The sequence below is a fragment of the Bifidobacterium sp. ESL1118 genome (assembly GCF_058505595.1).
The window spans coordinates 1,705,027-1,725,423 of record NZ_CP196371.1; the positions used below are offsets into that span (position 1 = coordinate 1,705,027).

Consider the following 20,397-nt stretch of genomic DNA (forward strand, 5'->3'; position numbering starts at 1 on the left):
TACATTATGTTCCTGCACTACAATATCTTCCGGTTCCAGGCTCAGTTCTGAGCCTTATCGTTTTTGTGCTGTTCCTTGGAATCGGAAACCTGGTCGATAAGCTGGGTCAAGAAATCTGTCAGACGTGTACGATACTCGGTCTCGAACTGCTTGAGGCTCTCGATGTTGTTCTGGGCCACCTTGGACTGAGCGGCTAAGTCGTCACGAACCTGCTGGGCGTAGGTGTCGGCCTCGGTGCGGGCCTTGGTGTCGTAATCGGCGGCACGACGCTGCACCTCGGACTCATACCCATCCGCTTCCCTACGCTTTTCAACGGAGTAGGTATCGGCATCCGCACGCACCTTCTTGGCATAGGAATCCGCGCCTTCGTGAGTGCGATTGGCATATTCGTCGGCCTCACTACGCGTGTGCTGTGAATAGGCATCCGCCTTCTGCGTGGTCTGCTTGCCGTAGTCATCAGCCTCGGCGCGAGTGCGGGAGGAATATTCATTGGCCTTGCCAATGATCTCATCGTACTTGGCCTGGCTGGCATCGGTGATTTCCTTGGCCTTGGCCTTGCCCTTGTCAACGTACTGATCATGCAGCTGCATGGCCAATGTAAGCATTGCCGTGGCACGCTCGGGTTCGCTGGCAGAAGAATCTCCGGCACCTGCGATCTTGCGAAGGCTGCCGGTCTGTGTATCGGGCTCAATCTTGGAAATCTGAGCACGAAGTTGGTTCTCGCGCTGCTTGGATTCCTCCAATTGCTGAGAAAGCTCGCGTACTTGGGATGCCTCTTGCTGAGCATGCGAAAGCTGCTCACGGGCGGCGGTGAGCTGTTGGCTCGCCTGCTCACTGCGCGAACGGAATTCATCACGTTCGTGCTGCACTGCCTTGAGCTGCTCACCCAAGTCGGGCTGGCCTGCCACCTTGGCGGCCTGAGCCGTGAGCTGGTCCACCTGCGCGTTAAGACGGTCGACCTGATCCTTAAGCTGTCTGTTCTGCGAAGCCAGAGCCCTGTTGCTTTCTTCGGCCTCACTCAACTTGGAGGCATCCACCTGCTGCTCGGTGCTGCTAGCCGAAGCACTGCCCGCCTGTGACTGCAGAGCGGCGTTCTCCTTGGAAAGGCTTTCCACCTGCGCGTTCAAATCCGAAATCTTCGTGTTCAAGGCACTGACATCGGGGCCTAGCGACTGCGTGGACTGACCGCCTTGGGCCGCCTGCTTGCCCAACACTTCGACAGTCTGAGTAACATCATCAAGAAACTCATCAACTTCGTCCATGTCATATCCCTCTTTGAAATGGACGGTATTGAAACTGTGTTCCCTAATATCCTTTGGCGTTAATAAAGAAGCCATAAACTGTTACCTCACTTTGGGCATGGTGACCTTCACTCTGATATATGAGAAATGCTACCACGTCATGTGCCCAGAGACCAATATAAAAATGGCATAATCGACATTGCAAACCGTATGTGGCCCAAGCTGTATGCCTACATTCTGCAAGCCTGCCGACAAATCAATACATCAACGTCGACAGGCGGCGACGTGCAGCCTTCAACCGTTCATCATCAGGCTCCGGGATGGCAAAGTACTCCAACAACCGTAGACGAACCGGTTCGATGTCCTTCTGATGACCGTTGGCAAGAAAATCAAGCAGACGGCCGAAGGCATCCCCAATCTGCCCACCGATCATATCGATGTCGGCAACGGCGAGCTGCGCGTCCACGTCATCGGGGTTGGCGGCGGCCGCCTCGCGAACCGTGCGCACATCAGCCGATGCGGAACGGGAAAGCAGCAGTGCCTTGGAGCGTTCACGTGCGGCAAGCGCATCGTTCGGGTTGGCTTCAAGAACCTTGGCGTACGCCTCTGCAGCACCGGAATAATCACCCTTTGCCGCCAAGTCATGCGCCTCTACATGTTCAGGAGGCACCTGAGAGGCAGCATCACCCTGCTGGGCCGCCTCATCTGCATTCGGGTCACCGTAATACGGCGCAACACCTGTGATACCAGACTTCTGGGCGATCTGAACCACCTGAGGAAGCAACTCGTCCGTAATCTGCTTGAGATCGTCGTCGCTCGGCAGACCCTGCGCAATGGGCATCAACTGGCCGCCGATGACGGCAAACAACGCGGGCGCACCCTGAACACGCAGGCTCTGGGCCACGGTTGGATTCTGCGCAATGTCCACGCGTGCCAACTGGATCTTGCCGTCCATGGCATTGACGGCCTCACCAAGTTTGCGGGCCATGGAAATCAGCCGATCGTCCGATGCCACCCACAAGAACAACAGCACCGGATACGTGGCGGAGGTCTGCAGCACCGCCTGGAAGGTTTCCGCCGTCACATCAACGACATATCCTCCGGCGACGGGCGCCCCGCCCGCCTGGCCGGGTTCGGCGTCGACCTTGTGTTTCAATGAGCTCAAATCCACGGCGCCAGCCAGGGAAACCCCTGGTCTTGCCTCACCACTACCTGCCATACCTTCTCCTTTAGTGACCATAGAACAACTTTTATTTATCTCAGAACAATATATGTTCTACCATGTTTTGCCGTGTTGAAGGCCTGAATTGACTGCCTGCTAAACATTGCTCAGAGTGCCTCGACCTTGACTGGCTGGCGTTCGGCGCCCACGGCCGTGACCTTTTGCCCAGATTTTGCTGCAGGAACATACAGAGCCACCACATTGACATATGTCACTCTCATCGTGCTCGTGGCCTTTCCAGAGCCAAACAGCACACGCTCCTCATCCGAAGCGGGCTGTGACTCCCTGCCTTCCCCCGCCTGACGTGTCCATTGCGAGTCGATTTGAGCCATGACCAGGTCGCCCCCGTCTGCCGAACGCATAACATACATGGCGTTGGGAACCGCCGTGAATGTCTGTGATTGAGTGCCGTTGTTACGCTCCATGCCCTCCTGCACCGTTTGAGCGAGCTTGGTCAGGTCATCTCTGAAATAGTCGCTGGCGAATCTGCTCGCATATTTACTCTGCGCACCGTGCGTGAGCAAGTCCGAATATTGCTCGACCGCCTTGGCCGGCGTGCATACAAGCCCTGTGTCGTTGGTACTGCCCATTTGGGAACCAATGGATGCAATGGCGAATTTCGGCAACGTGACGCTTGGGAACAACCTAGCCACTCCCCAAAGCTGGTAGTTGCTGCGGGCGCTTTCCTGACGCATCACCATCAGCCGCTTTGATTGCTGGTCCGAGGTGTTGGCGGTGATGGAAAACACGGCACGCGGCCAACCTGATGTGGTGGGGATGACGGCTTGCGCCAAATCCTTGGGCACTGTGGCCCTCGGGTCAAGCTTGCCTGTGGAACCGGCAATCTGAAGTTCGCTCTTGCGTATGGCCAAAGCCGGACCTGCCACGCGCGAAGTAAGGTCGTCCGGATTCTTGGATTTATCCGCCGCATCCAACGCATCGATGATGGAGTGCCGGATCTTCTTCTCCTGGGCCACGCTCAAATCAGGAACCGGGGCGGAGTCCACCTGATCGCTGGGATTGGGGATGCCCACGCCGCAAGCGGTTAGGGAAACCAACGAAAGCACGGCGGCCAAAGCGGCCACCGTCTTACGCAATCCACTCCTTGCGCCATGGGTCATGGCGTTCCTATTGTTGATGTTCTGCATATGCTCACGCATCCTCATGTTTCACGTTCGTCTCGCCCTGAGCTGCATCATCAGCCCCCTCGGCACGATCGGCATCTTCAGGCGAAGAGTCGGCGCCACTGTCGCGATCCCCATCAACCTCGCCCTTAGGGGATGCAATCTGCCCGACCTTTGCCTCATCGGTATTCGTATCCTCCGGGGTGTCTACAGACTCCCCGGCACCTTGGTAAACACCATCATCGCCGGATCCATCAGGGGTTTCACCATCTTCTGAAACCGGCGAACCATCTGGCGTTTCAACCTTCTCTTGGGTCTCTTCTTGCGAGAACCTCGCCAGGTAATCGCTGAAGTCGGCATCCGAGATAATCGACGTCAGCTCAATATCCTCATTGTTCCCATTTAGGCCAGTGCTTGACCCATCGCCCACGCTTTCACCGTTCTTCGCAGAACCGGCATCTTGAAGGCCCCCGGCCTCGGACGCAGCCTCATCGGCATGATCCACCAGATTGTGAAGCGACGGATCGACAATGCTGGGACCTTCCGCCTTGAGTTCACGCGCAGATTGCAGACCCTGCAATGCCGCAGCCTCGGACGCAGCCTCAGCTTCCAATGTCTGTTTTGAATGCCGCCCAGGGGAGGAAACGCGAAGATTCCTGCCCAACCCCTGCAGACTGCCTGTCAACGCCTCGCCAATAGTGACCTCAACCTCGGGAATCTGACCGGTTTGCCCACCTTCACCCTCGCGTTTCTTGCGACGCTTGGGTTCCATAGCCAATATCGAGGCACAAAGCACAGTAATCACGGCGAGCACCGCGGCGGTGATATAGAAGGGAATCGCCGTATTGGGCACCTTGCTGCGCACCCAATGCATCGATACTTGTTCAGCCTGACCACTCAAATTCTTTCCAAAATCGATCAAGGCCACCTGCGAAGAGCCGGCTTTGACGTTCATCTTCACCGTACGGGCGCTATTGACACATGAGACTTGAGACCACATGTCCGAGTGCTTGAGCGTGACGTCGCCACCTGCCCTGGCGGTATCGGATGTACCGCTGTTCTTCGACCCGCTGCCGTTCGACTTGGCGACGGTGCTGGATGAATCAGAAGAGCCCTCGGCCGTCTGCGTATGGAGATTCGTCCAATTGCGAAGACCGATGATTCTGTCATACTTGCTACCCGCCAGCCAACCGGCCACATCCTTGGACTGACCTATGGCAACGCATATCTCATTGGAGCCACGCGAATCGGCTGCAGTGGATTTGTCGGTCTTATTGGATGTCGATTGCTTGGCATCGGCAGGTGCGGCGCCACTGAGGCCTACTTGAAGGTTCACGTCGCCGTCCAGCAATGAGAGCACCCCCGGGTCAGTGACAACATATCGACTCGAAGGATATCCCGTAGCAGTCACTGATGGATTTGGCTTCCAAATCGTGGCGTTGAGCAGGCCAAATGCAATGGCCGTCACTGCAAGCAGACCGAAAATGGGTGCGATGATGCCGCGCATCACCTTGGCCCGCCTCGTGGGCTTAGCGCCAAGCTTCGCACCGGATTGAGACCCGTCATGCCCTTGGCCATCTTCGGTAGTGTTCTCTTCGTCAGCAGTCATAATACGTATATCCTACTAGGCAAGGCTGATACCAAGCTTAGTGCGGAATTCAATCAGCCACCGCGTCCTTGGGCAATCAAACGAATCAGGGTTACACACAACCTTCTGAAATAGCCCCACGTAGATCGGACAACGGCTCAGATAAACGCCCGTTCACCGAAAATGGCAGTGCCCACACGCACCATTGTGGATCCTTCAGCCACCGCGAGGGCCATGTCGTGGGTCATGCCCATGGAAAGCTCCTTGCAACCGGACGTTCCCGCGTCGCCGGAACCTAGGATCTGGTCACGAGTACGGCGTAGATGTGCAAACCCCTCGCGCACACGCTGTTCATCATCAACGTTGGCACCAATGGTCATCAGGCCCTGCAGCTCGAGTCCGTCAAGGGCACCGATCTGACCTGCCAGTTCGATGGCATTGGACGGCGAGCATCCCGATTTTGTTTTTTCACCCGATTCATTGACCTCGAGCAAGACACCGACATCGATGCCACGAGCCACGGCACGGCGGGCTATGCGTTCGGCTTCCTCCAACGATTCCACGGACTCGATGGTGTCAACCACGGGAAGCACCTTGCCAATCTTATTGGCCTGAAGCTGGCCGATGATGTGGAACGGAATATGCGGCAATGCCGAGGCGCCGCTCTCTTCACCTGCCGCACCGACGCCGATGGTGAGCCCACGCTCGGCACACTGCCGCCGAAGCCCCTCGCACTTGGCCTGAATCTCCTGGGGTCTGTTTTCACCGATCATGCGCACGCCGGCATCGATGGCGGCCATGATCTCACCTACGTCGCGAGTCTTCGTGGCGGCAAGCAGATGGACCGAACCGCTCTCACGCCCTGCATCCTGCTCCGCCTGAGCAATCCGATCAAGCACACGGTGCACACCGTCGGCTATCTGGATCGCCCGTTCTTGACTGATCTGCTCGTTGGCCAAATCCTTATGATGCATATACGCCGTCATCTTCAGCTCCCTACCAATACCTATTATCGCTTACTGCCAACCACGCTACCACCGTTGAGCCACATCAAGGCGCAATCGGCTATCGAACGGCGAGGATCGCCCCGCAGATGTCGTTCGGCAGGGGCCGGTCGCCCAGATTCTCCCGCACCTTGCCCCAGGAAAAAGACGCGAGCGCCTCTTCGGCGCTCATTGCAACAGGACCACGTGTTTGAGCGGCACATCCACTACCCCTCTGGAGCCCAAGCAGCCATGCACAATAGCCGATCACCTGCTCAGGGCGGGCACCGGCGGAACGCAACGCTCCTACGTCAAAGGAACGACGGCGTTTGGCCAGTCGCACGCCGGAAGCGTCGTCCAACAGCGGAAGGTGGGCATACACGGGTGCCTGCGCGCTGACCTTGCACCGCGAACACTCCCTTGCAACCGGATTGCGGATGGCACGACTCGAATCAGTGCCAAACCCGGAAGCAATCAACGCCTGGCGAATCCACATCTGCAACGCCGTGGAACGCAGCAGATCGCGGCCACGCACCACATCACTCACCCCCATGAGCAAATCGTCCACCACAACAGCGAACTGATACGAAAACACACCGTCCGAACGGCGGATAATGCCGTCTCCCACATCCTCCGCAAGATCAAAGCGTTGAAGGCCGAACACACGATCGCCGAATCGTTCTTCCACGCCCGACGGCACCGCGATGCGCAAGGCATGCCGTCTCCCGTGCGCAAGCCGGGAGCGCACCTCGTCCGGGTGCTCAACGAACAAACGTCGGCACGTGCCGGGGTAGACGGCAAAACCATCGTCGTTGGTCGGCGCAATGGACGCACTGGCTGCACGTAAGTCGGAACGAGAACAAAAACAAGGGTATATCAGTGCCGAACCAGCACGATTCGCATCCGCAGCGTCACACTTATCCATGGGCCGAACGATGGAAGATGCGGATTCATCGGAATCAGACGCGGCACCATCCCTCTGCCCCACAACCATCTGCCGCATATCGAACGCCTGCAAGGAGTGCAACGCCTCCTCATAGATGTCCGTGCGCCGCGACTGGTATACAGGCTCACCGTCCCAATCCATCCCCAACCAAGCCAGATCGTCCATGATCCAGCGGTCGGCATCCGGCACTGCACGAGGGCCATCGACATCCTCAATGCGCAGAAGCACACGCCCACGGCGACCGGTTTGCGGGTCAACCTGTGATTTGGCCGAAAGCCATGCCGCAAGCATGGCATAGACGTTGCCCACATGCATGCGTCCTGAAGGGGTTGGTGCGAAACGGCCGATGACCTCTCCCGAAGGCCGGCACGCATTTGAGTGACGCCCTGCACGCTCGAAACCAGCCACGACCACCGGCTCGGCCACACTTACTGGCTGATCCACAGTTCTCCGTCCGTAGGCCATATGTTGAAGGTACAACCTCCAAGGCCCATCGACTGTTCCTGCATCAGCGGCGCTGGCTGGCCGGGAGCCGGGCAATACGGCTCGTTATCCATATGTCCCAAGCGATGGCCCACCTCGTGGTTGATCACCATGATGCGGTAATCATCCATCGAACCGCCTGCGGATAGCCACTCGGACGTGGCGCCGTTCCAACGGTCGTCGTTGACGATGACGGCCTGCCCCACTCGGCAGCTGTACTCATTGGAGCAACCTGAAGAGAACGATGTCATCTGATCGCTTTGAGCCAAATACAATGTCATATCGCACTTGCTCGAATCCGGGCTATAGACGAAGGTGGCACCCGCACGAGGCCACCCTCTGGGATCGTTCAATGTGCGGAAGATGGTGTTTTCGAATGTCGCTGCATCATCTCCAATGGCACCCCTGGTGGCCACACAATAGGAATAATCATGCCTCGGCTTGCCACTTTGCCCGGCCACATCCTGCGCCTTGGCGAGAATCTGCGCTCGGTCCCGCTCGGTCAACGCCGGCAGAACGGTGACCACGCCACCGGCCACATGTTCGTATCTTGCACCCAGGCCACTTGCGCCCTCGGCGTCCTTCTTCTTGTGATCGTTGCCCTTTGGGGTGCCTTTGCCAGACGTATCGCCGCGGTTGCCGCTGTTCTTGGATGAAGAACGCGGCGAAGGTTGTGATGCTGTGGTGTCGGACCCAAACAATGATGACTTCACGGCACCCCTCACCGAAGGAACAGCAAACCATGCAGCTGCGGCAAGGAGTGCAACTACAACGATGACAATGAGAACAACCAATATGACTCGTCGCATGCGTCGATGCGGTCGAACCAGTGGCACAATCTGCCCAGGCTGTTCATAGTCATGGGTTTCAACAGGCCCTTTAGATCGATCAGATTGTGTGGAACCTGGACCGTGGAACCGCCAGCGCCGTTGGGGGCGGCCAGATCGCTCGCCAGACACATCTTGGCCAGCACCAGACACATCCTGGCCTGCATTGGATGAAGCAAGCCGTTCGTCGTTACGCAACGTATCTGTTTGATCCGTTTCCTGGCCCTTGCCTGAAACGACAATCGGGGGCTCAAGGGGAAGACCCCGATCCGCATTACCATTCGACTGGTGGGCCTCCTGCTCCGAGTCCTTTCCCATACTGACTTTCCTCCACTCACATCACTTCATAAGGTCATTGCCACCATCATTAGGAAAACGTCCTTAAGAAATGACAAACTTCGCACTCGTCATGCACCTCTAAAGTATACGGTCTACCCCACTCAGCCAGGCCATCCCCAACTTCGACGGCTAAAAACCGAGGCCGCAACACACCGATTTGCGATTTTCAATCCGCCCGCGTATAGTTTCTGTTTGGCTTTACAGCTAACCAGCGCCCCTATAGCTCAGCTGGTTAGAGCAGCTGACTCTTAATCAGCGTGTCCGGGGTTCGAATCCCCGTGGGGGCACAGATACGGAATCCGATTCGTTGGGTTCCGTTTTTTGTTGGTCGTACATCAATGGACGCTCCCTACAGCCAGAAGACAGCCTACAGACACAAGCCGATTCGCATGGCATAACATTGCAGACAGCAGAAGTGGGTGTTGGGATCCAATCGAAGCCAATTGAATCCCAACACCCACTTCAATCATGGCGAGCACATCACATACCGCTCAAGCGCACCCGCCCCATTGCCTTTCACAGTGCAGTTTCCCACTGTTTTGCACGCACATGCCTCTCCAGAGACACAGCGGCAAACGCCAAGGCGATTGCGACAAAAACGATGCCGCTGACTGCCACACCCGTGTATCCGAGGGCTTTGAGACCTGTCGGCTTACCGGATGTCGCAGCCGAGCCGCTGGCACCTGTGCCAGATTGCCCTGGAACCGGCTTGTCTGGCTTGCCGGGCTCAGTCGACTTGCGCACCAACGCCTGCTCGGCGGCGTTCAAAGCATCAAGAGCCTGGGACACCGTACTCGGGGTCGCGCTGGAATCGTTGAGCATCGCCTCGGCATTCGTGAGCGCCGTGGCAAATGCAGCCCACGAATCCTCGGTGTAATCCGACTGTTTCAAAGTCTTTGCCTTTTCCACAGCCTTGCTCAATTCGGTTTTGTCGACCGGACCGGCCCAAAGTGTGTCCACCACAGCATCGCCTTGCTCAGCCGTATCGGGCACTGCGCCTTCGGTGTGCAGCATCAACAGCTCAGTACCATCCGCATCCCGAGTCGGGGCAGCTGACTTATGAACGGGAATGGACGTGCCATCCCTATCAGCAAACTCGCTCTGGCTGCCAGTGGCGCCGGAATGGCCAAACCACACCGCAGGAGCGAACGCATCGAACTTGAGCGTCGGCACAGGTGTTCCATCGGTTTCCTTGATGCCTACCTGATCGACGGTGCTGTCATCGTTCACCGCATGGGCCGAGGCGCTTTCGACGCCAAAGCTGATCGGCGCGGTGGAGGCGGAAGAGGCGATTCCCAATGCCGACAACTTCACGGAAAGGACCACCTGGTTCGAATCCGAGATGAAGGCGTCGTCAATGGGCTCCAAGTCAACCACATCACCGGTCTGAAGATCCTGGGTCACGGCCATGACGGTATCCCACTGCGTGCTGCCGTTCTTCGACATCATGTCAGTCATATAGTCTGGCTTGCCATCCGCATTGGTGTCGATATAGACGCCGATGTCGTTGGTGCCGTCCAACCTGTTCCAGGTCTTATCGGTCACAATGCCGAAGTTCAGCATGCTTTGCGACTTATCCTCGCTCTGAGGGGCCGTGGTGGAATAGCCCACGGCACGAATGTCAAAGGACTGCAGGTCTCGCACGTCCGTCTCCGATGGATCGTCGTCCACGCCAGAGGCGTCCTTGCCGGACCTTGCCGCAAGAACCATCGGGATGACCTTGGACTGATAGGCATATTCATCGCTCCCCTGATTGATTCCATTGCCTGTGACGTTCAGCGTTCGGGCACCGTCAGAGGCGATATCGTAACCGACCTTGGTTGCGGAGATCGGCTTCGGAGCCGCGACCACGGCCACACGCAGCGGAACGGCCGACGCATCGCCGCTGCCTTGAGGAGTGAGTTCCACCACACCGGTGGCATCGCTGATATAGCTCACCGGCTGCCCACCGACGGTGCCGTTCTGCGTCGCGTCACGTGTATGACGCAGTGCGGACTGGTCCGGGATGCTCAAAGTCACGTCGAAGGAGGCGGTGCCATGGGCCGGCACAGTCACGCTCGAAGCGCTCAGCGTGTAGCTCACGCCCGGTGTCGAGGTCCTGGCCTTGTAGCTTGTGCTATAGGTGCGGTCCGTGTCGCCGTTATTGGTGACCGTGATGGTCTTCTTGGCGCTGTAGCCCTCCTTGGGAACCTGAACGATGCCGAACTGGGCCGTTATGGCCTGTTCACCATCAGCCGTGGCCTGAACCGTGTTGTTCACCGCGGCTAAGGCGTCGATACGCCCAGTGCCGTCACGCAGAGGCCCATACGGAAGACGACTGGCATCAGGTGTGCCGACATCGTGGCTTGCGGTGTTGACCATCTGCGCCTTAAGCGTGGCCACATCCCAGTCGGGATGAGCCTGGCGCGCCAACGCCGTGACTCCGGCAGTCAAAGGAGTGGCCATGGAGGTGCCGCTCATCTTCTCCATTCCCGTTCCAGTGCCCGCGGAAGCTGAAAGTATGCCTACACCCGGAGCCGCCACATCAGGCTTGACCGTGCCGTCATAGGACCCATGCAGGCCACGCGAGCTGAAGTCAGCCAACGTGTCGGCCAATGACGGGTCTTGTGAATCCATGCTCAGCCGGAGTGAGGATGAAAGCCGAATGGTGAAATGACCTTCATCAATGGCCTGCTCGATGTTGGCATCGTCTGAATCCTTCTTATCGATTTGGAATCCGGGGATGTCCGCATTGCCGGCGATTCCTGCAGTGAATGTGTTTTTCTGCGAATCGAAGACGATGGCCTTGGCACCGGCGGCCTCCGCGTTGTTGAACCGCGTTCCTGAGCCGCACGCCACGTCGGAGTCGTCCCATCGCACATACGCAATCTTCCCATTGACCGCGGTTTTGTCCGCATCCGAATAGGCCTTGCAGCCATCGAGGTTGCCTGGGTCCTTCACACGGACCACTTCGCCGGAAACGTCGAAATGGTCGATATCGGCGAAGTCACTGGAATACTGGCCACCCAGCGTCTTGCCGTTGAATGCGGCGGACCCGCCTGTGACCGTGATGGCGTCCACCAACGACTTGCCGCTCTGGCTGGCGGCCACGGTCAACGCCGTGCGCGCGGAACCGGGAGCGCCAAGAATATCCGTGACGTCCCCGTCGTTGCCTGCGGCAATCACCGAAAGCACACCGTCCTTCGCAAGGTTGTCGACAGCTTCATTCTCTGGGTCGTAGACCGATCCGAACGAACCGCCGAGCGACATGGACACGATGCTGATCTTGTCCTTGGCGGCGACATCCGGCTTGAGGTTGTGTTGAGACACCCAATCCAAGGCCTCAAGCACCAGATCTGTGCTTCCCCCGTTGTCGCCGAACACCTTGAGTGAATACAGACCCGCCTCTGGAGCGGCGCCGGGGCCGATCTTCATTCCAGCCACATCGGCATTGGTCAACGTCTTGTAATCACCCGAGAACTTCTGATTGGCATTGGTGACACCATAGCCGGCCACCGTTCCGGCGACGTGCGTGCCATGGTGACCGCCCTTGCCGTCGATGGGGTTCTGATCAGGGTCTCCCCTGGAATAATCGGGGTCTCCGTTGGCGTCCACGCCCGGATAGTTCGTGCCCGCGAAATCATACCCACCTTTGAACTTGGCGGGGTCAAACATCGGCTTCAACGTGGGATCAGTCATAGGATCGGCCTTCGTCGAAGCCAACGCTGTCTCATAGTCAGCAGGGTTGCCCGAACCGCCAAAATCGGCATGGGTGTAATCCAGGCCGGTATCCACCACGGCCACATTCACACCCTTGCCGGTCTTTCCGGTCTGGTTCCAAGTCTTCACGGCATCCACCAGCTGGTCGCTGTTCTTGTTGGCGGGTTTCTCCTTGCCGGCAGCTGACGGTGCCGGTGCCTTCGACGGTGCAGCCTGGCTCTTATCGGCAGGCTTCTGCTTGCCTTCAGTGGACTGCGATGGCGCAGCCTGGTTCGTATCGGCAGACTTGTCCTTGCCCTCGGCCGCCTGCGACGGCGTCTGGTCCTTATCGGACTTTGCATTCTGCGTGTCAGCGGAATCAGCGGTGGAATCGCCAGTGGAATCGCCAAGTGGCGTATGCAGTCTCAATGGAACGATGCGCACCACATCAGATGATTCCTTGGCAAGCTTGTGAAGGTCATTCCCACTTGCGCTGACCACCAGACCGGTTGTGGCGTATGAAGTGGTATATGCCTTTTCGGCTTGGTGGTTGGAGATGGTCTGAAGCTTTCCAAAAACACTGTTGGCCGTGTCTCTCGCGTTTTTGGCGCTGTTGTTTCCGTCGTTATTGGCCTCGTTCTGCTTCTGCTGTTCGGAAGCCCCGCTACGCTGACGGTTCAGCGAATCAAGCGTCTGGCTTTTCTGGACGACGCCAGCCGTACCCTTCGTCTCGATGAACACGTTGACCTTTTGCGAATTATTCTTAATCGACGGAGAAACACGTCCAGACAACTGTGAAACACGTCCAGCCAGCTGTGAAATGTCGGTATTTTCATTCCCCGTCGGGCTCGCAGGCGCGGCACTCGCCACTCCTGGAACAGCCAAGGTCATTGCAGCACTGACTGCCAAGGCAATCAGGCTCGACAATTTCCTAGTTCCCATAACTCAATCCTTCATTCTCTTGGAAATCTAACGTGATGAATTTCACGTAAGATACATGTACGATAAACGATTTTGCGTTACGATGTGCATTTTGTCTCAACTTTTAAACTTTTAACAGAAATTTCATAGATTTTGTTCAATGACCACATTGTGCGACATTGATACCGTTTTGTAAGCAACGACTTCAGGAGGCACAGCACAAGGTTCCATACCATGCGCAGACCATGATCATACTTCATTCTTAGAGCTTAAGCCGATTCAAAGCAGGGACGCCCACTACAATATTATTCACTATAATTTCAATGATTCGTCACACTTTCGAACAACACAAGGACGAAAAATGGACCAGCCTATGCCTGATACGAAACAGCCCATGGAAGTAAGACAGATGCCCTCCTCAGGGCAGTCGCCGCAGACCGCCTATTTTGCAGGAGGCTGCTTCTGGGGAGTGGAGCGCTATCTGCAAGGCGTGGACGGCGTGACCGGCACGCAGGTGGGCTATGCACAGTCGAACCGTGAGCATCCAAGCTATGAAGCAGTGTGCACCGGTGCCACCAATGCGGCGGAAACCGTGAAGGTAACCTTCGACCCCGGCCGCGTCACCCTGCACACGCTCACGCTGCTGTTTCTCGATGTGATCGATCCGTTCAGCCTCAACCAACAAGGCAACGACACCGGAACCCAATACCGCAGCGGTATGTTCTTCACCGACGCCGAGCAGCAGCAGATCTTTTCTGAGGCCAAGGCACGGCTGGAACTGCTGGAAGGACGCAAATCGGTGGTGCTCGTGGAACTGCTACGGAATTTCTACCCCGCCGAACAATATCATCAGGACTACTTGGATAAGAATCCTGGCGGTTATTGCCACATATCGGTGCCCAAGATCATGAACGTAGGCAAACGGCAAAAGGAAATCGACCGCATCTTCGACCTTACGCCGGAGCAATATCAGGTGACGCAGCATGCCGCCACGGAGCGGCCCTTCACCAACAAATACGACCAGACGTTCGAACCCGGCATCTACGTGGACACAGTCAACGGCGAGGCGCTGTTCCTCTCCACCGATAAATACGATTCAGGCTGCGGATGGCCGGCGTTTACCAAACCCATCGAGAACTCCGCACTGACCGAGCACAGAGACACCAGCATCCCAGGCCGTCCGCGCATCGAAATCCGCACCTCCAACTCGCAAATCCACTTGGGACATGTGTTCGACGATGGACCAACAGACCGCGGAGGCTTGCGCTACTGCATGAACTCCGCTTCGCTGCGGTTCGTCCCCCTGGGTCAGATGGAGAGCCAAGGATACGGCAAATATATACCATTGCTGACACGCACGACCGGCAAGTAGCCGGCGACCGGATGCTGTTGCTGCAACAATACCTAGTCTCTTATGAGTTTCTAATATGAGTCTCTAGGAACTCAGTTGGCACAGGCAACGCCGCAACCTTAGAATCTTCGGGCTCGTGGATCGTCCAGACCCGCGAACCCGAAGAAGCCCACTGATTTTTACGATTCCGCTATTTGCACGGATTCTAATTTACAGACACCTGGCTCTGGGCGAAGGTGTTGCATCGTGCGGCAAACGCGGAAAACACCTGCTCGGCCAGTGGCTGCATCTGATTGGCGTAAGTGCGGTAGTCGCTGCGAATCCTGGCAATCTGAGACTTCTTCAACCCATCGGTCATCTGAGGCTCGGCCAGCCACTCATCGAGCAAAGTGGAGGTGACCTCCAAATGGAACTGCATTCCGAGAGCGGTCTTGCAGACGAAGGCCTGATTTTCCGTATCCGGTGAATTAGCAAGCAACTGCGCGCCCTGCGGCAGCGTCACCTTGTCGCCGTGCCAATGAAGCACCTCCAGCTCTTTGTCCCACATGGAGAAATAATCGTGACTACCGACCTTATATATGGGAGCGAATCCAATCTCCTGATGCTTGCCTTTCTCCAGCTTCGCACCAAGTGCCGTGGCGATAATCTGATGCCCCAGGCACACCCCCAGAACCGGCATGCCTGCCTTCACGGCCTTGCGCACCAGCTTCGACTCGATTTTCAACCCAGGGTATGCATCAAAATCGAGCGCGCCCATCGGGCCCCCCATGATCACCAATCCACAAAGCTCGCCAACATCGGGCACAACATCCTTGCCGTTTTCAAGAACGTTTACAATCTGCGTTGGGGTATCGCTATCTTCGAGGTTTTCAAGAATTCTCCCCGGCTTTTCCCAAGGAACATGCTGGACTATCAGTACTTTCTGCGATACTTTCTGCGATGTCATACCCAACATTATGCCACGTTGGGTACCTGCGCCCAATGCCGTTCGAACACTGCATCCCTTGCGGCTGTGCCGCCCCAAAATACCGTACGATTTCGTTCAGTGGGCACTCGCCTGTGGCCAATGCGAAGCATAGTCTCATGGAATTCGCCTAAAATCAGCCATTCCCGTCTTAGGTAGACCGCAAATCACAAGAACGGTACCCGCTGAGCAACATCGGGCGCTCAAACGCATGGCAATCAGAACAGCGCACGCAACAAATCGATATATTGCACGACCAAAACGCCCAAAACACCGCACACGCCAAGCTCGCACCACCAACGGTGCCGGAGGCAAGGCTCGCCGCGCCATTCTGGCCCACGGCAAGCAATGTGGCGCTCAGCGCCGTACCCACAGCGCCCGCAAACTGCTGGGCGGTGTTGAAGAACGCGTTGCCCATGCACAGCCCCGTGCCCAGCATGAACAGCAGGTAGAGGCACAGTATGCCCACGTTGGTCAGACTGTGCCCTGACCCCAGATTATTGGAATATACGATTTTGATTGGATATACGCGAGTCCTTAAACGAGGATGGCATGGAATTCCTTTGATATTCCAACGTTCTGCGGCAAAGCTTCCACAAAGGAATCCGCTCGAACCACAGCAATGTCCCTACCGAACGAAATCGTCGTTCGAGGAGGTACGTTGTCGGGCAATTCACATAGGCTTGCATCATATAAAAGTGCTAAGGGAACCGCGGAATTCCAACACTTTGCCATTCATGGAATACTACTGGAGCGAATATGACCTCTCAAGAGCATCAGAATAATATGGAGCCGAAGGGCACGGTGGCATCGCTTAAAGAGTCGGCAAAGACGTTGAGCATCTACAACACCGCCACACACAGCACCGCGCCATTGATGCCCACTGTGCCGGGGCATGTGGGCATGTACGTGTGTGGGGCCACGGTGCAGAGCTCACCGCATATCGGCCATATCCGGGCCGCCGTGGCCTTCGACATCGTGCGCCGGTGGATGGAACGGCTCGGGTTCAAGGTCACTTTCATCCGCAACGTGACCGACATCGACGACAAGATTCTTGACAAGGCCGCCGACGCAGGCCAACAATGGTGGGAACGCGCGTACATCTATGAGCAGGAATTCACCCTAGCTTACGAAACATTGGGCGTCAAGGCTCCGACATACGAACCGCGGGCCACCGGTCACATAGGCGACATGGCGGAACTCATCCAGCGTCTGCTCGACAACGGCCACGCCTACGTGATCTATGACGAAAGCGGCAAACCGACCGGCGATGTGTTCTTCGACGTGGCCAGCTGGCCGCACTATGGGGAATTGACCCGGCAAAAGCAGAACGACGCAAACGCTCCGACTGGCAACTTGGCGAGCACGAACGCTAACACCCTTGAAGACGAAACGGCCGTGACCGACCGCATGGGCCCCAGCGTCGACAAGGCCGGTGACGACAAATACAACCCCATTGACCCCGCCGACTATTCTCCCGACAAGCACGACCCACGCGACTTCGCGCTGTGGAAGTCGTCGAAACCGAGCGACCCGCAGACGGCGCGTTGGACAATCATACTCAACGATGGCGGCAGGCAAATCCGGGCCACCGGTCGTCCCGGCTGGCACATCGAATGCTCGGCCATGAGCCACCGCTACCTCTACGACCCTGCGAACCCCACCCGGGCTATGTTCGACATCCACGGGGGCGGCCTCGACCTACGCTTCCCGCACCATGAGAATGAGATGGCGCAGACCCGCGCTGCCGGCTGGGATTCGGCGAATGTGTGGATGCACTCGGCCTGGGTGACCGCCAAAGGCGAGAAGATGAGCAAATCACTAGGCAACGGGCTTTCCGTGCCTGCGGTGCTCGCCGAGAACCCAGCCTGGGTGGTGCGCTATGCCCTCGGAAGCGTGCACTACCGCTCGATGCTCGAATGGAGCGATCAGACGCTTGCCGAGGCGAATTCGGCGTATGAGCGTATCAATAATTTTGTCGACCGCGCCGGCAAGATGCTGAGCACCCAGCCCTCGCGCGAAGAAGTCGCAGCGGTGAGCGCAGACGAGCTACCAGAGGAATTCGTGAAGGCTATGAACGACGACTTCAATGTCTCAGGGGCTGTGGCTGCCGTCTTTACAACGATTCGGGAAGGTAACAAAATCATGGATGCAACGCCCGGGGCCGTGGTGAAGAGTGCCCATGCTGCACTTCAACGCACTCTGCTGCTGGTGCGCGCCATGCTCGATTGCCTAGGCCTCGACCCGCTGGCTGAACCATGGATCGGCGCCGCTGGCAACGTCAGACTGGCGGCCGGCAACGGCGCACAAGGCGAGACCGCGGCTGAGCACCAGCTGCTCGACACCATGATCCACCATCAACTTGAAGCCCGCGAGGCGGCGCGGAAGGCCCGCGACTTCGAAGAGGCCGACAGAATCCGCGACGGTCTGAACGCGCTGGGCGTGGCCATCGAGGACGGCCGCAACGGTTCCACTTGGAGCCTCAAATAGTCGCAAACCACTGTGCATCATTATGAGCCACTGCGCACCGGCATTGTTGAGCGATTTATTTTCCTACGCCGGCACATTATGCCGTTGGATGGCACAATGTGCCGGCGTAGGTTGGTTGTACGGCAGATGGTGACGTTGGATGGCACAATCTGTGGTCATTGATGAATTATGCGGCATATAGTGACGTTTTACGGCACTATATGTTGGCAATAAATGATTCTGCGGTAAATACTGCCATAAAACGGCATTTATTGTCGGCCTGTATTATTCACACGGCAAATAGTGACGTTGAACGTCATAATGTGCCGGCATTGGTTGGTTCCGCGGTAAATAGTGACGTTAAGTGGCACTATTTACCGCGGAAATTGTTAATGCCAACAAGAAGTGCCGAATAATGGCACTTTATGTTGGGAGAATTATTTTCGACTGCAATTTATGCCTTCTAACAGCACTGTTCACGTGAAAACAACGCCACTCCTGCGAGAACTGACGTACGTCATCTCCAATAGAAGTGCCCGCGTTCGCCGCATCTGCACTTCTCCCGACGAACCGGTAGAATTGAGCACATTATGGCAGCATTTAGTTCTTTGACAGATAAGCTCTCGGGCGCTTTCAAGCACTTGAGGAGCAAAGGCAAACTTTCCGAAGCAGACATCGACGGCACCATCCGCGAAATCCGCCGTGCCCTGCTCGACGCCGATGTGGCGCTCGACGTGGTGCGTTCCTTCACCGCACGCGTTCGTGAGCGCGCCCTGAGCACCGAAGTCTCAGAGGCGTTGAACCCGGCGCAGCAAGTGGTAAAGATCGTCAACGAGGAATTGACCAACATCCTTGGCGCCGGAGTGGATAGACCGCTCAACTTCGCCAAGAATCCCCCTACCATCATCATGCTGGCTGGCCTACAAGGCGCAGGCAAGACCACGCTGGCAGGCAAGTTGGGCTACTGGCTCAAAGACGCAGGTCACACGCCACTGCTGGTGGCAGCCGATTTGCAGCGCCCGAACGCCGTGACCCAGCTGGAAGTGGTCGGCGAGCGGGCAGGCGTGCCGGTGTACGCCCCCGAGCGCGGCGTGAGCGCTGACGGCGGCGAGGCGGTTTCCGCACCCGGCCAAACCCACGGCGACCCAGTTGAGGTGGCTCGCGATTCCATCGGATTCGCCAAGCAAAAGCTCTATGACATGGTCATTATCGATACCGCAGGCCGGCTCGGTGTGGACGAGGAGCTCATGGAGCAGGCCCGCGACATTCGCGATGCTGTGCATCCCAATGAAATCCTCTTCGTCATCGACGCCATGATCGGCCAGGACGCGGTGAAGACAGCCGAGGCGTTCAACGAGGGCGTGGACTTCACTGGCGTGGTGCTCTCCAAGCTGGATGGCGACGCCCGAGGCGGCGCCGCGCTTTCGGTCGCCTCCGTAACCGGCAAGCCGATCCTCTTCGCCTCCAACGGCGAGGGCCTGAAGGACTTCGAGGTGTTCCACCCCGACCGCATGGCCTCACGTATCCTCGACATGGGCGATATTCTCACCCTCATCGAGCAGGCGCAAAAGGAATTCGACGAGCAGGAGGCTATGGAGTCCGCCAAGAAGATGGCGAAGGGCACCTACGGCCTCGACGACTTCATGGACCAGCTGCAACAGGTACGCAAGCTCGGTTCCATGAAAAGCCTCCTGAAGATGATCCCCGGCATGAACGCCTACCGCAAGCAGATCGACCAGTTCGACGAGCACGAGGTGGACCGAACCGAGGCCATCATCAACTCCATGACCCCCGAGGAGCGCCGCAACCCCGACATCATCGACGGCTCCCGCCGCGCCCGCATCGCCTACGGCTCGGGCAACACGGTCTCCTCCGTCAACGGCCTGCTTGACCGCTTCAACCAAGCTGCCAAGATGATGAGAAAGATGACCAATAAGGTCGGCGGCGGCATCCCCGGTTTTGGCGGCCCGGCAATGGGCGGTGGTAAAGGTGGCAAGAAGGGAAAGAAAGGCAAGAAGGGCAAGTCCAAATCAGGCAACCCGATGAAGCGCGAGGCCGAGGAGAAGGCATTGCGCGAGCGACTTTCCGGCAAGGGCCGCTCTGGAGGCAACTCCGGCGGATCCGCATTTGCCAAGAAACCGAACGCCAATGGCCTTCCGCCCGAGCTGCAGGAAGCCCTGAACGGGGTAGGCAACGGCACCAAGGGCATGCCCGACCTTCCACCGAACTTCGGCGGAGGCCTTTCCGGACTGCTCGGTTAA

13 protein-coding genes and 1 tRNA gene are annotated in these 20,397 nt (G+C 57.4%); 5 read left to right on the forward strand and 9 right to left on the reverse strand.

Translation table 11 applies throughout. The features are described 5' to 3' along the window. Positions 1 to 41 precede the first annotated feature (41 nt). The 7 genes from ACSYSS_RS06915 to ACSYSS_RS06945 all read right to left on the reverse strand — a co-directional run bounded on the left by ACSYSS_RS06915 (position 42) and on the right by ACSYSS_RS06945 (position 8,732). Positions 42 to 1,337 carry a DivIVA domain-containing protein gene (locus ACSYSS_RS06915; protein WP_491703291.1) on the reverse strand — a complete coding sequence of 432 codons (1,296 nt, stop codon included), beginning with the start codon at positions 1,335 to 1,337 and terminating at the stop codon, positions 42 to 44. Between the two features lie 160 nt (positions 1,338 to 1,497). Next, the gene (locus tag ACSYSS_RS06920) at positions 1,498 to 2,460 is read right to left on the reverse strand and encodes a tetratricopeptide repeat protein (protein ID WP_491703292.1); all 963 of its coding nucleotides are present in this window, start codon (positions 2,458 to 2,460) and stop codon (positions 1,498 to 1,500) included. A 110-nt stretch (positions 2,461 to 2,570) separates the two neighbouring features. Further along, a complete protein-coding gene (locus ACSYSS_RS06925) occupies positions 2,571 to 3,611 on the reverse strand; it encodes a DUF8094 domain-containing protein (protein WP_491703293.1) in 1,041 nt (346 codons plus the stop codon). 4 nt (positions 3,612 to 3,615) lie between these two features. Next, a complete protein-coding gene (locus ACSYSS_RS06930; RefSeq protein WP_491703294.1) occupies positions 3,616 to 5,196 on the reverse strand; it encodes a hypothetical protein in 1,581 nt (526 codons plus the stop codon). Between the two features lie 137 nt (positions 5,197 to 5,333). Continuing rightward, positions 5,334 to 6,161 carry a YggS family pyridoxal phosphate-dependent enzyme gene (locus tag ACSYSS_RS06935; RefSeq protein WP_491703295.1) on the reverse strand — a complete coding sequence of 276 codons (828 nt, stop codon included), beginning with the start codon at positions 6,159 to 6,161 and terminating at the stop codon, positions 5,334 to 5,336. A 79-nt stretch (positions 6,162 to 6,240) separates the two neighbouring features. Beyond that, the gene (locus ACSYSS_RS06940; protein WP_491704270.1) at positions 6,241 to 7,419 is read right to left on the reverse strand and encodes a glutamate--tRNA ligase family protein; all 1,179 of its coding nucleotides are present in this window, start codon (positions 7,417 to 7,419) and stop codon (positions 6,241 to 6,243) included. 113 nt (positions 7,420 to 7,532) lie between these two features. Further along, complete coding sequence (locus ACSYSS_RS06945) at positions 7,533 to 8,732, reverse strand: DUF3152 domain-containing protein (RefSeq protein ID WP_491703296.1); 1,200 nt, start codon at positions 8,730 to 8,732, stop codon at positions 7,533 to 7,535. Positions 8,733 to 8,966: 234 nt separating this feature from the next. Between ACSYSS_RS06945 and ACSYSS_RS06950 the strand changes: the two genes are divergently transcribed. Beyond that, a tRNA-Lys gene (locus ACSYSS_RS06950) sits at positions 8,967 to 9,040 on the forward strand. Positions 9,041 to 9,269: 229 nt separating this feature from the next. Here ACSYSS_RS06950 and ACSYSS_RS06955 read toward each other — a convergent pair. Next, complete coding sequence (locus ACSYSS_RS06955; protein ID WP_491703297.1) at positions 9,270 to 13,373, reverse strand: S8 family serine peptidase; 4,104 nt, start codon at positions 13,371 to 13,373, stop codon at positions 9,270 to 9,272. Between the two features lie 352 nt (positions 13,374 to 13,725). On the opposite strand from ACSYSS_RS06955, the gene msrA reads away from it, so the two are divergent. Continuing rightward, a complete protein-coding gene (msrA, locus tag ACSYSS_RS06960) occupies positions 13,726 to 14,724 on the forward strand; it encodes a peptide-methionine (S)-S-oxide reductase MsrA (RefSeq protein WP_491703298.1) in 999 nt (332 codons plus the stop codon). A gap of 184 nt (positions 14,725 to 14,908) precedes the next feature. Here msrA and ACSYSS_RS06965 read toward each other — a convergent pair whose 3' ends face one another. Further along, the gene (locus tag ACSYSS_RS06965; protein ID WP_491703299.1) at positions 14,909 to 15,649 is read right to left on the reverse strand and encodes a type 1 glutamine amidotransferase; all 741 of its coding nucleotides are present in this window, start codon (positions 15,647 to 15,649) and stop codon (positions 14,909 to 14,911) included. A 229-nt stretch (positions 15,650 to 15,878) separates the two neighbouring features. On the opposite strand from ACSYSS_RS06965, the gene ACSYSS_RS06970 reads away from it, so the two are divergent. From ACSYSS_RS06970 to ffh, 3 genes are all read left to right on the forward strand, one after another. Beyond that, on the forward strand, positions 15,879 to 16,157 hold the full coding sequence (locus ACSYSS_RS06970) for a hypothetical protein (RefSeq protein ID WP_491703300.1): 279 nt from the start codon (positions 15,879 to 15,881) through the stop codon (positions 16,155 to 16,157). Between the two features lie 269 nt (positions 16,158 to 16,426). Continuing rightward, positions 16,427 to 18,157 (forward strand): cysteine--tRNA ligase, encoded by a 1,731-nt coding sequence (gene cysS, locus ACSYSS_RS06975; RefSeq protein WP_491703301.1) that lies wholly within the window; start codon positions 16,427 to 16,429, stop codon positions 18,155 to 18,157. A gap of 569 nt (positions 18,158 to 18,726) precedes the next feature. After that, positions 18,727 to 20,397 (forward strand): signal recognition particle protein, encoded by a 1,671-nt coding sequence (gene ffh, locus ACSYSS_RS06980; RefSeq protein WP_491703302.1) that lies wholly within the window; start codon positions 18,727 to 18,729, stop codon positions 20,395 to 20,397.